General features: G+C 64.4%; 13 protein-coding genes. 4 read left to right on the forward strand and 9 right to left on the reverse strand.

Translation table 11 applies throughout. The features are described from left to right. Positions 1-15: 15 nt before the first annotated feature. Positions 16-1,068, reverse strand: a complete 1,053-nt coding sequence (pstS, locus tag E2I15_RS16515; protein WP_137480034.1) for a phosphate ABC transporter substrate-binding protein PstS — start codon at positions 1,066-1,068, stop codon at positions 16-18. Between the two features lie 235 nt (positions 1,069-1,303). Here pstS and E2I15_RS16520 point away from each other — a divergent pair, with 235 nt between their 5' ends. Beyond that, positions 1,304-2,281 carry a DMT family transporter gene (locus tag E2I15_RS16520; RefSeq protein ID WP_137480035.1) on the forward strand — a complete coding sequence of 326 codons (978 nt, stop codon included), beginning with the start codon at positions 1,304-1,306 and terminating at the stop codon, positions 2,279-2,281. Between the two features lie 33 nt (positions 2,282-2,314). On the opposite strand, the gene E2I15_RS16525 is transcribed toward E2I15_RS16520, so the two are convergent. The 5 genes from E2I15_RS16525 to purC all read right to left on the reverse strand — a co-directional run bounded on the left by E2I15_RS16525 (position 2,315) and on the right by purC (position 6,756). Then, a complete protein-coding gene (locus E2I15_RS16525) occupies positions 2,315-3,919 on the reverse strand; it encodes an ABC transporter substrate-binding protein (protein ID WP_137480036.1) in 1,605 nt (534 codons plus the stop codon). Between the two features lie 132 nt (positions 3,920-4,051). After that, a complete protein-coding gene (locus E2I15_RS16530) occupies positions 4,052-5,014 on the reverse strand; it encodes a tripartite tricarboxylate transporter substrate-binding protein (protein WP_137480037.1) in 963 nt (320 codons plus the stop codon). A 5-nt stretch (positions 5,015-5,019) separates the two neighbouring features. After that, positions 5,020-5,721: a phosphoribosylformylglycinamidine synthase subunit PurQ gene (gene purQ / locus E2I15_RS16535; RefSeq protein ID WP_137480038.1), complete on the reverse strand. Its 702-nt coding sequence runs from the start codon at positions 5,719-5,721 to the stop codon at positions 5,020-5,022. Positions 5,722-5,733: 12 nt separating this feature from the next. Next, on the reverse strand, positions 5,734-5,973 hold the full coding sequence (gene purS / locus E2I15_RS16540; RefSeq protein ID WP_026192985.1) for a phosphoribosylformylglycinamidine synthase subunit PurS: 240 nt from the start codon (positions 5,971-5,973) through the stop codon (positions 5,734-5,736). Between the two features lie 15 nt (positions 5,974-5,988). Beyond that, positions 5,989-6,756 carry a phosphoribosylaminoimidazolesuccinocarboxamide synthase gene (purC, locus tag E2I15_RS16545; RefSeq protein WP_016843454.1) on the reverse strand — a complete coding sequence of 256 codons (768 nt, stop codon included), beginning with the start codon at positions 6,754-6,756 and terminating at the stop codon, positions 5,989-5,991. 349 nt (positions 6,757-7,105) lie between these two features. Here purC and E2I15_RS16550 point away from each other — a divergent pair, with 349 nt between their 5' ends. Continuing rightward, a complete protein-coding gene (locus tag E2I15_RS16550) occupies positions 7,106-7,429 on the forward strand; it encodes a DUF1476 domain-containing protein (RefSeq protein WP_016843453.1) in 324 nt (107 codons plus the stop codon). Positions 7,430-7,456: 27 nt separating this feature from the next. On the opposite strand, the gene E2I15_RS16555 is transcribed toward E2I15_RS16550, so the two are convergent. After that, positions 7,457-8,401 carry a LysR family transcriptional regulator gene (locus E2I15_RS16555; RefSeq protein WP_137480039.1) on the reverse strand — a complete coding sequence of 315 codons (945 nt, stop codon included), beginning with the start codon at positions 8,399-8,401 and terminating at the stop codon, positions 7,457-7,459. Positions 8,402-8,514: 113 nt separating this feature from the next. On the opposite strand from E2I15_RS16555, the gene E2I15_RS16560 reads away from it, so the two are divergent. Together E2I15_RS16560 and purB are read left to right on the forward strand one after the other, a co-directional pair. Then, positions 8,515-9,327 carry an isocitrate lyase/PEP mutase family protein gene (locus tag E2I15_RS16560; RefSeq protein ID WP_137480040.1) on the forward strand — a complete coding sequence of 271 codons (813 nt, stop codon included), beginning with the start codon at positions 8,515-8,517 and terminating at the stop codon, positions 9,325-9,327. Positions 9,328-9,524: 197 nt separating this feature from the next. Continuing rightward, positions 9,525-10,955, forward strand: a complete 1,431-nt coding sequence (purB, locus tag E2I15_RS16565) for an adenylosuccinate lyase (protein WP_137480041.1) — start codon at positions 9,525-9,527, stop codon at positions 10,953-10,955. A 67-nt stretch (positions 10,956-11,022) separates the two neighbouring features. Here purB and cynS read toward each other — a convergent pair whose 3' ends face one another. Further along, positions 11,023-11,505, reverse strand: coding sequence for a cyanase (gene cynS / locus E2I15_RS16570; protein ID WP_137480042.1), 483 nt, complete (start codon positions 11,503-11,505; stop codon positions 11,023-11,025). A gap of 19 nt (positions 11,506-11,524) precedes the next feature. After that, the gene (locus E2I15_RS16575) at positions 11,525-12,436 is read right to left on the reverse strand and encodes an ABC transporter ATP-binding protein (RefSeq protein ID WP_137480043.1); all 912 of its coding nucleotides are present in this window, start codon (positions 12,434-12,436) and stop codon (positions 11,525-11,527) included. Between the last annotated feature and the right edge of the window lie 2 nt (positions 12,437-12,438).

Consider the following 12,438-nt stretch of genomic DNA (forward strand, 5'->3'; position numbering starts at 1 on the left):
TCAACAGATACGGCGTCAGCGCCTTCCGGACGCCGCTGCCGAAGCCGTGAGCGCCTCGAAATTGTGCTGCCAATATTGCTCGATCTGCTCGACCAGCGTGGCTGGCAAAGGAACGTAGTTGAGCAATTGAGCCTGCGGCTTGCCACTCTGCAATGACCAGCGCAGGAAGTCGATCGCGGTTGCTGACCCGTCGGGCGATTTCGGCTGTTTGTGCATCAGGACGAAGGTCGTGGCCGTGATCGGGTATGCGTCCTCGCCGGGAGCGTTGGTGAGGACCAGGTAAAAATCCTGCGTCGCCGTCCAGTCCGCGCTCGACGCCGCAGCCTGGAACGATGCGGCGTCCGGGGTGACGAAATTGCCGGCGCTGTTTTGCACCAGGCCGAAGGAAATCCGGTCGAGCCGTTGTAGCGCGTAAGCGTATTCGAGATAGCCGATCGACCCGGGAATCAGACCGACGAGCGAGGCGACGCCATCGTTGCCCTTGCCGCCGAGCCCGACCGGCCACTCGACCGACGTGCCCTCTCCGACGCTTGCCTTCCACTGTGCGCTGACTTTCGCAAGATAGTTCGACCAATTGAACGTCGTCCCCGATCCATCGAGGCGATGCACGACGGTGATCGCCGTGCGCGGCAGCTTCAGATCGGGATTGACCGCCTGGATGGCCGGATCGCTCCACGATCTGACCTTGCCGAGATAGATGTCGGCGAGCAGTTGTCCGGTGAACTGGATCTGGCCGGGCTTGACGCCCGCGATGTTGACCACCGGCACGACGCCTCCGATCACGATCGGGAATTGCACCATGCCGAGCCTATCCAGCTCTTTCGGGTCCAGCGGCATATCGCTCGTCCCGAAATCGACGGCGGCCTTCTTGATCAGGCCGACGCCGATGCTCGAACCCACCGATTGATAGCTGACGGTGTTGCCGGTCTTTGCCTTGTAGGCATCGATCCATTTCGCCATCACCGGCGCCACGAAGGTTGAGCCGGCGCCCTTGGTCTCCGCAGCGAAGGATTGCGTTGCGACGACGAGCGCAGTGAAAATGATCGGTAATCTGAAATGTTTCGTCATGATGCTGAGCCTAGCAGGACGCGCCAGACGCCCGTGTGGGCCAAGTCACAAAACGGTAACATACGCCGGAGGCGTTGGATTGGTACCCGGACGACGCCAGCATCAATCTCACAGACGCAGCCGGCCAATTCCTCCAAACGGGATATCGGCGTAAATTCAATACCCTAGCCTTGCACCGCACCGCCACGCTAGATTGCTGCTTCGCGCGCCAATGCGCGAAGGGAGCCAAATCAAGGTGCCGAAGAGCACAGCGAAAACGGGCGGCGTGACGGCTCCCGCGATTACATCCACCCCGTCCACGTCAACGCCGGGCGCGCGCGGCTGGCGCGACTATGCGCTGCTGCTGGCGCTGGCCTGCTGCTGGAGCTCGACCTACCCGCTGACCAAGATCGGGCTCGGCTCGATCCCGCCGGTCACCTTCATTTCCGCGCGCTCGCTGGTGGCGGCCGCCTTCCTGCTCATCGTGCTGCGCGTTCGCGGCATCCGCATCCCGACCGACATCAAGGCCTGGAAGCTGTTCGCCTTCCAGCAGACCATCAACTCCACGATCCCTTTTTTGGTGATCACCTGGGCGCAGCTTTACGTGCCGGCATCCAACACCGTGGTGCTGGCCTCGACGACGCCGATCTTCGCCTTCCTGATCACCTGGGCGATCACGCGGCACGAGCCGGCCTCGCTGCTCAAGCTGGTCGGCGCGATCCTCGGCCTCGCCGGCACGGTCGCGATCATCGGCCTCGACGCGCTCTCAGGCTTCGGCAAGGAGATCTTCGCCGAGATCGCGATCCTGCTCGCCACCGTCTCGTTCGCCTGCGCCACGATCTTCGGACTTCGGCTGTCGGATTACGATCCGATGGTGGTCGCTGCGGGCTCGCTGTTGTTCGGCGGCACCGTGCTGCTGCCGGTCGCGCTGATCGTCGACCATCCCTGGACCCTGCACCCGACGCCGCAAGCGCTGGTCGCCACCGTCGTGATGGGCATCTTCTCCAGCGCATTCGGCCTGATGCTGTTCTACATGTGCCTGACGCGGCTCGGCACGCTGACGACGAATGCGCAAGGCTATTTGCGGATTCCGATCGGCGTCGCGTTGTCGGTGATCCTGCTCGGGGAATCCGTGCCGTCGAACCTCGCGCTCGGCCTCTTGCTCGTCATGGCCGGCGTCGCCGCGATGACGGTGCCGGCCGAGGCGGTCAAGCGCTGGCTGCGAAAGCAGTAGCGCGTTTCGAGCCGCGCAAGGCTGTATCCCGGCCTATTGCATGCTGACCAGCGTGAGGTCGACGAACCACGACTGCGGCGACACAAAACCCTTCACCTTCGGGCTCATCGCGCGAGGGTTCAGATCGTGGACGATATAGAGCCAGGGCGGGTCGTCGACGAGGCGCTCATGCGCCTTGCGATAAGCCGCCGAGATTACTTTCGGATCGGTCGCTTCCGAGATCGTCTTGAGTGCGGCTTCGAACTCGTCGTCCTTCCATTGCTCGAAATTGAAACCGTTCGGTGAAAAATTGGCGGCCAGGAAATAGCGCGCCATCACGCCGGCATCCGATGAAGGCGAACTGATATTGAGCGCCATGGCGCCCCGCAGAGTTGGGCTGTCGGGCGTGGCCCGGGCCGCCGTCAAGAGCACCTGCCATTCGATCACGTCGAATTCCACATTGACCCCGCAGGCTTCCTTCAGGTTCTGCTGGAGGAATTCGTTCATCGGCAGAGGCAGCATCTGCCCCGAGCCTGAATTCGAGATCAGCACCTTGAAGGCCAATGGCTTTGCCGACGTGTAACCCGCCTCGGCAAGCAGCGCCTTGCCTTTGGTCGGATCGAACTTGTAGTGATTGACCGGCGTGCCGAAATCGGGATCGCTGGCCTTGAGCCAGCCGACCGACGGCTCTGCGGTCCCGTTGAGCAGGGACACCAGCCCGTCACGGTCGATGCAGTAGTTCAGGGCCTGGCGAACCCTGACGTCCTTGAATGGGCTGTTGGCGGCGCCGATGTTGTAGAACCACGGCCAGACATGCGGATAGGAGCCGGTGGTAATGGTGAAGCCGGCGGATTTCAGCGAGTCGACACCATCGGCCGGCGGCACTTCGATCCAGTCGACCTGATCGGCACGCAAGGCGGCCAGCCGCGAATTGGCCTCGGGGATCGGCAGCAAGACGACATTGTCGACCTTCGCTGTCTTGCTCGTGTCCCAATACTTGTCCCAGCGCGCCAGGTCCGCCTCTTGCCGCGGCACAACCCTGGTGATGCGGAACGGCCCGGTGCCGGCGGCCGGCAACGTCGCCACCTTGGCCCAGTCGCGGCCGGCCTTTTCGAATGAGGCCGGCGAGGTGAACAGAAGATAGACCGCCATATAGGGAAAATAGGATGCCGGCTTCGTCGTCGTGATCGCCACCGTTGCGTCATCGATCTTCCGGTAACTGCCCATCACCGGGACCCGCGCCCGCGACATTGCCGAGTTGGGCGGTTCAAATTGCGGGCTCTCGCTGTTGAAGTAGCGATCGAGATTCCAGATCACGGCATCGGCATTGAAATCGGTACCATCGTGGAATTTGACGCCCTGGCGCAGATGGAAAATCCAGGTCTTGTTGTCGGCGGGGTCCTGTTCCCATCTCTCCGCGAGTCCAGGACGCAAGGTCGCCAAGCGGTCGGTTCCGCTCAGATTCCACAGCACCAAACCTTCAAAGATCGGATAACCGAGAAAGCGCATGCCTTCGAAGCCGTTATTCGGCAGCCCGGTCGCCGTCGGGATATCGGACGCCGTCATGGCGATACGCAGCGTGGTCTCGGCCATCGCCGAATGCGACGACAGCAGCGCGCATAGCAGCGCTATCGTGCAGTAAGCCTTGCGAATGAGCATGATGCGTCTCCCGTCCTGGTCGATCGGGAGATAACCAGCAAAATTCAGGCCAGTCTGGCGAACGGTTGACGCACGCCCTCGCCGCCCCGGCGACCGCGTCGGCAGCAGAGGCGATGCAGCGACGGTGACTTTCTACTTCTTGTCGTCCGCCAGCAGCGTGCGGTATTTCGCGACGTCGCGGGTCACCAGCTGCTGCAGCACCTCGGGCGCCAGCTCATTGGCATCGGGCGCGACGGTCGACAGGTCGACGAACCGCTTCTTCACCGCCTCGCTCGCGACCGCAGCGCGCGCGGCGGCGTTCAGCTTGGCGATGATCTCGGGCGGGGTGCCCTTCGGCGCGAACAGCCCGTTCCAGCCCTGCGCCTCGAACTCCGGCAGGCCGGCCTCGGCCGAGGTCGGCACCTCCGGCAGCGAGGCGAGCCGCACGGTCGAGCCGACCACCATCGCCTTCACCAGCTTGTCGTCGATCGCCTGCGACACCGAGGCCGCGGCATCGCAGACGCCGTCGATCTGGCTGCCGATCGCATCCGTCAGTGCGAGCGCCGCGCCGCGATAGCCGACCAGCTGCACGTCGATGCCAGCGGCATGGACGAAGCTCTTGCAGATCAGATAGTTCGACGAGCCGACGCCGGCATGGCCGAGATTGACCTTGCCCGGATTCTTCCTAGCGTAGTCGATGAATTCCTTGAGGTCCTTGGCCGGAAAATCCTTGCGCAGCGCGACGATGCCGAAGGTCTTGGCGACCATGGCGATCGGCGCGAAGGACTCGGGCGTGAACGGCAGCTTCGGATAGATCGTGTAGGTCGCGGCGTTGGTGCCGGCATTGCCGATCGCGATGGTGTAGCCGTCCGGCTCGGCGCGCGCAGCGCGGGCGAGTGCGGTCGAGCCGCCGGCGCCGCCGACATTCTCGATGATGATGCTCTGGCCGAGCGCAGCGCTCATCTGGTCGGCGACCGCGCGGGCGATGACGTCGGAGGTGCCGCCAGCCGTGAACGGCACGATCATCGTAATCGGACGCTTCGGGAAGTCCTGGGCGTAGGCCGACGTCGCAAGCACAAGCGCCGCCGCCGCGGCAACGCACCACCGCCGCAGCATGATCGTTACGCCGCCTTTTCGAACTGCTGGACCAGCCCTGCGAACAGGCCGCGGCCGTCGGTGCAGCCCATGATCTCTTCGACGTGGTTTTCCGGATGCGGCATCATGCCGAGCACGTTGCCGCGCTCGTTGACGATGCCGGCGATCGAATGCGCGGCGCCGTTCAGATTGGAGGCCTCGTCGACCACGCCCTCCGGGGAGCAGTAGCGGTAGAGCACCCGCCCGTCGCCTTCGAGCCGCTTCAGCGTCTCTTCGTCCGCCTCGTAATTGCCTTCGCCGTGCGCCACCGGCACGCGGATCACCTGGCCGGCATTGTAGCCGCGGGTGAACGGGGTGTCGGAGCGCTCGACCCGCATATGCACGTCGCGGCAGATGAACTTCAGCCCGGCATTGCGCATCAGCACGCCCGGCAACAGCCCGGACTCGCAGAGGATCTGGAAGCCGTTGCAGACACCGAGCACGAGGCCGCCCGAGGCTGCGAAGTCGCGCACCGCGTCCATCACAGGCGCGCGCGCCGCGATCGCGCCGCAGCGCAGATAGTCGCCATAGGAGAAGCCGCCCGGCACCACCACGAGGTCGGTGCCTTTGGGCAGCGAAGTCTCGGCGTGCCAGACCATCGCGGTCTCATTGCCGGATGCGAGCTTGAGCGCGCGCGCCATGTCGCGCTCGCGGTTGATGCCGGGGAAGACGAGGACGGCTGATTTCATGTGCGATGCGGCCTAGAGCAGTTCGACCCGGTAGTTCTCGATCACGGTATTCGCCAACAGCTTGTCGGCGGCGGCTTTCAGCGCCGCCTCCGCCTTGGCCTTGTCGGTCGCGGCGAGCTCGATGTCGAACACCTTGCCCTGGCGAACGCTGGCGACGCCATCCACACCGAGCGATTTCAGCGCGCCCTCGATCGCCTTGCCCTGCGGATCGAGGATGCCCGACTTCAATGTCACAGTCACACGTGCCTTCACGGTCGCCCCTTCAGCTTAGCTCTTCACCAGCACCGGGCCGCTGCCGGCCGGCCGTTCATTTTCAATCAGGATGCCGAGCCGTTTTGCCACTTCGGTATAGGCCTCGAGCAAGCCACCGAGGTCGCGGCGGAAGCGATCCTTGTCGAGCTTCTCGTTCGACTTGATGTCCCACAGCCGGCAGGAGTCCGGCGAGATCTCGTCGGCGACGATGATCCGCATCATCTCGTTCTCGAACAGCCGTCCGCACTCCATCTTGAAGTCGACGAGGCGGATGCCGATGCCGAGGAAGAGGCCGGTCAGGAAGTCGTTGACGCGGATCGCCAGCGCCATGATGTCGTCGATCTCCTGGGGCGTCGCCCAGCCGAAGGCGGTGATGTGCTCTTCCGACACCATGGGGTCGTTGAGCTGGTCGTTCTTGTAATAGAACTCGATGATCGAGCGCGGCAGCTGGGTGCCCTCCTCGATCCCGAGCCGCTGCGACAGCGAGCCGGCGGCGACGTTCCGCACCACCACCTCGAGCGGCACGATCTCGACCTCGCGAATCAGCTGCTCGCGCATGTTGAGGCGGCGGATGAAGTGGGTCGGCACCCCGATATCGTTGAGGTGCTGAAACAGGTACTCCGAAATCCGGTTGTTGAGGACGCCCTTGCCCTCGATCACCTGGTGTTTCTTGGCGTTGAACGCGGTCGCGTCGTCCTTGAAGTGCTGGATCAGGGTTCCCGGCTCGGGGCCTTCGTAAAGCACCTTGGCCTTGCCTTCATAAATACGGCGTCGACGGCTCATTGGGATGTACCGTGTTTTGTTGAAATCCATGGATTTGGGTGCTCCGGATGACTTGGGGTTACGACCCACGACGGAGCTGCCGCGGAGGCCTGGAACCTGGGCAATCCAACTGGAAACAGAACAAGAACCATGCCTGTTGGCAACCTATCCGATTGGCCCATCCAGCACAATCGATAGTGCCCCCTTGAGGGCACTTATACCGCCCTATCATAAAGGGCCGATTCCGCCAGTTTTGCCTGCGGCTTAACGGCTCGTTGTCTTGCCGATTCCTCCCACCTATCTAGGCAGGCATCGGGGCTGCCGCAACGCGCGGCGGCCCTCAATCAGCAAGGGAATTGGAACTTCAGCCATGAGCGAATTCAACAAGCGCGAGGAAGGTTTCGAGAAGAAGTTCGCCCTCGACGAGGAGCAGAAGTTCAAGGCTGAAGCCCGCCGGAACAAGCTGCTCGGGCTGTGGGCCGCCGAGAAGCTCGGCATCACGGGCGATGCCGCCAGCGCCTATGCCAAGGAAGTGGTCGCCGCCGACTTCGAGGAAGCCGGCGATAACGACGTGCTGCACAAGGTTCTGAAAGACCTCACCGCCAAGGGGCAGGCCGTCACCGAGCGCGATATCCGCGCCAAGATGGACGAGCTGCTGGCGGTGGCCGCGGCCCAGGTCAAGGCGGGAAGCTGAGTTTCCGGGACACTGCCAACTCGGCTTTTATGCGCGCCGGACACCGTTCCGGCGCGACGTGCTTGTGCCTCTCGTCTTGGTGAAGTCGGCACGGAGGATATCAAGCAGACGGCGTGAGGCGGCGCTGAGAAAGCCGCCATGCCGAGTCACGGCGACGACCTCGTGACTTGCGGCGAGATCGCCGACGCGGATCGTCGCGATCCTGGAGCTATCCAATTCCTCCGCCGCATTGCTTTGTGACAGCAGCGCGATCCCGAGCCCGGCCTCGACCAGGCGTTTCTGCGCCGTAAGGCTGTCGACCGGCGTCCAGTCCACCTCGCCGAGCCCGTGCGTCTGGAACAATGCGAACACATGCGACGCCGTGATCTCGCGGCGCCCCGGCACCTCCGGGAAGGCGATCCACCGCTCATCCCTGAGATCGGCAAGCTTGCCGACCCGGCGTCCCGCCAGCGGATGGTCCGGCGCGCAGACCACCCCGAGCGGCTCGGCAAACAGCACCTCGCAATCGAGGTCGCGCGAGCGGTCGCGGTCATAACGCAACCCGATCGTGGCCTCGCCGCGCCGGATCAGCTCGCTGACCTCGGCGCTGGTCGCGGTGCGCAGCGTCAGCGCAACGTCCGGATGCCGGCGGGCAAAGCGCTTCAACACGTTCGAGAGCCGCTCGCCGGCGAGCGTGCCGGTCACCGCCAGCGCCACCGGGCCGGAATTGTCGCGCAGCAGCGCGCGCACGGCGTTCTCGGCATCCTGCGCCGCCGCCACCGCCCGTTCGGCATAAGGCACCATCACCCGCCCGGCGTCGCTCAGCCGCGTCTTGCCCGCGATCCGCTCGAACAGGGGCACCCCGAGCTCCTGCTCGAGCAGCGCGATGCGCCGGGAAATCGCCGGCTGCGAGCGATGCAGCGCCTTGGCGGCATGCGAGATCCCGCCGCGCCGATGCACCACCAGGAACGTGTTGAGCGCGTCGCTGTCCATGCCGAACCCTTATGCAAAAAGCTGATGATATCGAGAGAAATAACAAATTTGTCTGATGGACGAAACCGCCCTATCGCTGCTGCCAGTCGCTTTTGACAACAGCAGGAGTTCACATGCGCACCCAGGCGGACGAGGCAGCACGGTTTCGCGAGTTGCATCAGCGGCCCGGCGCCTTCATCATTCCAAATCCGTGGGACGCCGGGACGGCGAAGCTGCTCGCATCCATGGGTTTCGAGGCGCTTGCGACCACCAGCCTCGGGCTCGCCAACACGCTTGGCCGTTCGACCGTCAGCCTCGACGAGATCATCGAGAATTGCCGGGTGATCGCCGAGGCCACCGACCTGCCCGTCAATGCCGATCTGGAGAATTGCGGCGCCGACATGCCGAAGCTCGCGGCCGAGGCGATCCGGTTCGCCGCCGAAGCCGGCGCGGTCGGCGGCTCGATCGAGGATTCGACCGGCGACCCGCAGCGCCCGATCTACGATTTCACGCTCGCCGTCGAGCGGGTGCAGGCCGCAGTCGAGGCCGCGCGGGCGCTGCCCTTCCCGTTCACACTGACGGCACGGGCGGAGAACTTCCTGCACGGCCGCAAGGATCTCGACGACACCATCAAGCGGCTGCAGGCGTTCGAGGCCGCCGGCGCCGACGTGCTGTATTCGCCGGGCCTCTACGATCTCGCCACCATCAAGGCCGTGGTGTCGTCGGTCAAGAAGCCGTTCAACCTCGTGATGGGCTTTGCCGATCCGACCCTGACCGTCGAGCAGCTCTCCGCTGCCGGCGTCAAGCGCATCAGCGTCGGCGGCGCAATGCAGCGCCACGCGCTGGCTGCGTTCCTGCGCTGTGCCCGCGAGATGAAGGACAACGGCGCATTCAGCTTCGTCCGCGACATGGCGCAGGTGAAGGAGGTCCGCGCGGCATTCAACTGATCGCCCCCTCATCGCGAGGTGCGCTGCCGGCCACCGCGGCGCCATGCCTGCGCCGCCCCGGATTGCCCGAGGCGGCGCCCTCCAGAATCTGGTATGCTGGCGCCGGCACCGCAAGCCCGGCCGAGGCGTTACCAGACCTGACGATTCATCGCAGGTCGCGGCTTGCAGCCAGCCTCAGGCAATGCCAAGAGAGCGGGATGTCAAAAGATCACATTTCCAACGTCCTCGCCGAACGTTACGCCTCGCCCGCCATGCGCGCCATCTGGAGTGGCGAAGGCAAGGTCCGCCTCGAACGCGACTACTGGATCGCCGTGCTGAAGGCCCAGCGCGACCTCGGCATCGCTGTGCCGGATGGCGTGATCGAAAGCTACGAGCGCGTCAAGGACCAGATCAACTTGGCTTCCATCATGAAGCGGGAGCGCGTCACCCGCCACGACGTCAAGGCGCGCATCGAGGAGTTCTGCGAGCTTGCCGGTCACGAGCATCTGCACAAGGGCATGACCAGCCGCGACCTCACCGAGAACGTCGAGCAATTGCAGGTCTACCGCGCGCTGCAGCTCATCGAGACCAAGAGCATCGCCGCGCTCATCCGCTTTGCCAGGCGCGCGAAGCAATTGCGCGACATCCCGTTCACCGCGCGCACCCACAACGTCGCCGCGCAGGTCACGACGCTCGGCAAGCGCATCGCCATGTCCGGCGAGGAGATGCTGCTGGCGCATCAGAGCCTGGTCAACGTGCTGCAAACCTATCCCGCGCGCGGCCTGAAGGGCGCGGTGGGCACCCGTCTCGACCAGATCACGCTGTTCAACGGCGATGCCGGCAAGGCGCGCGCGCTTGAGCAGCGCGTCCTCGTTCACCTCGGCCTGCCGAAGGTGCTCGATGCCGTCGGCCAGGTCTATCCGCGCAGCCTCGACTTCCGTGCGGTCAGCGTGCTCACCGAGCTCGCCAGCGGACCCGGCAATTTCGCCAAGACCATCCGCCTGATGGCAGGCCACGAACTCGCCAGCGAAGGTTTTGCCAAGGGCCAGGTCGGCTCCTCGGCGATGCCGCACAAGATGAACAGCCGCTCCTGCGAGCGCATCAACGGCCTGCATGTGATCCTGAAGGGCTATCTGGCGATGGCCGCCGGGCTCGCCGGCGACCAGTGGAACGAAGGCGACGTCTCCTGCTCGGTCGTCCGCCGCGTCATGCTGCCCGATGCCTTCCTCGCCATGGATGGCCTGCTCGAAACCCTGCTCACGGTACTTGACCAGATGGAGGTGTTCGAAGCCGTCGTCGAGACCGAGCTCAACCGTTATTTGCCCTTCCTGCTGACCACCACAGTGATGATGGAAGCGGTCAAGAAGGGTGCGGGCCGTGAAGGCGCCCACGAGGCGATCAAGGAGCATGCCGTCGCGGCCATCGGCGATCTGCGCACCGGCAAGATCGTGCAGAACGATCTGCTGCAGCGTCTCGCCGCCGACAAGCGTCTCGGCTTGAGCGCAGCCGAACTGCAGCAGGTGCTGGAGCAGGGTCGCGCCAACTCCGGCGACGCCGCCGCCCAGGTCGATCACTTCGCCGAGCAGGTCGAGGCGCTGGCCAAGGCCAAGCCTGAGGCGGCGCGCTACACGCCGGGAACGATCCTGTAGCGAATCGTGAGGTGCGAATAGCAAATGGACAACGATCCATTCGCTATTCGCCATTCGCCCCCTCGCCTCACTCCTCCTTGAAGCCGTATTCCGGCACGTTGCCGCTGGCGCCGTAATATTTGTACGGAAGGAACTTGCCGCTCATGGTGATCTTGACGCGGTCGCCCTTCGGATTCGGCAACCGCTCCATCACCATGTCGAAGTCGATCGCCGACATGATGCCGTCGCCGTATTCCTCCTCGATCAGTGCCTTCCAGGCCGGGCCGTTGACCATTACGAGCTCGTAGAAGCGGTAGATCAGGGGATCGGTCGGCGGCATCGGCATGCCGCGCATCGGCGTCTCGTTCAGCATCGCGATCTCAGCCTTCGACAGCCCGAACAATTCGCCGGCGTTCGCCGCCTGCGGCTTGGTCAGTTTCATCTGGCCGAGGATCGCGCCCGTGATCAGCACCTCGGAATAGCCGCCGATCTTCTCGCAGATGTATTTCCAGCTCCAGCCCTTCTCGCGCTTGATGTCGAGCAGCTTCTCGGTGAGGTCTTCGCGTTTCATCAGGTTTCCTCCTCAGGCTTCAGCGCGCAGCGCTCTGCGCGGGATTGGGTTCGACGACGCGCGGCGGCGAGACGATCACGGGCTCGCCGACGCCGGGCCGCACCGTCGGCACGTGGCGCGGATCGTGACCGGTCACCTCGGCGGCAAAGCTCTTGCTGCGGCTGACCAGGAAATCGACGATATGGTTGCGTAGCGCATAGTAATAGGGATGCCGGTGTAGGTCGATGCGGCCGCGCTCCTTCGGGAGCGGGTTCTCGACGATCTCGGCCAGCACCGCGCCGGGACCGTTGGTCATCAGGAAGATCTTGTCGGCGAGGAAGATCGCCTCGTCGACGTCATGGGTGATCATGAAGGTGGTCTGCCCGGTCTCCAGGCAGATCCGCCGCACCTCGTCCTGCAGCGTGCCGCGGGTCAGCGCGTCCAGCGCCGAGAACGGCTCGTCCATCAGCATGATCTTCGGGGTGATCGACAGCGCCCGCGCGATGCCGACGCGCTGTTTCATGCCGCCGGAGAGCTCGGACGGATGCTTGTGCTCGGAGCCGGTGAGCCCGACGAGATCGATGAACGTCTGCGCATGCGCCTTCACCCGCGCGCGATCCCATTTGCGCCATTTCGAGCTGACGGCATAGGCGACATTGCCGAGCACCGTGCGCCACGGCAGCAGCGCATGGCTCTGGAAGATCACAGCGCGGTCGAGGCTGGTGCCCTCGATCCCCTGACCATCGACGATCACCGTGCCCTCGCTCGGCTCGTCGAGGCCGGCGAGGATGTTCAGCACCGTGGTCTTGCCGCAGCCGGAATGGCCGATCACGCAGCCGAACTCGCCGCGCGCCATCGACAGCCAGAAGTCTTCGAACACCGTGGTGGTGCCGCAGCCCGCGCCGGGATAACGGCGGGCGATGCCCTCGATGGAAATGAACTTGTCGGTCATCG

This window comes from Bradyrhizobium sp. BR2003 (assembly GCF_009720285.1).
Lineage (GTDB): Bacteria > Pseudomonadota > Alphaproteobacteria > Rhizobiales > Xanthobacteraceae > Bradyrhizobium > Bradyrhizobium elkanii.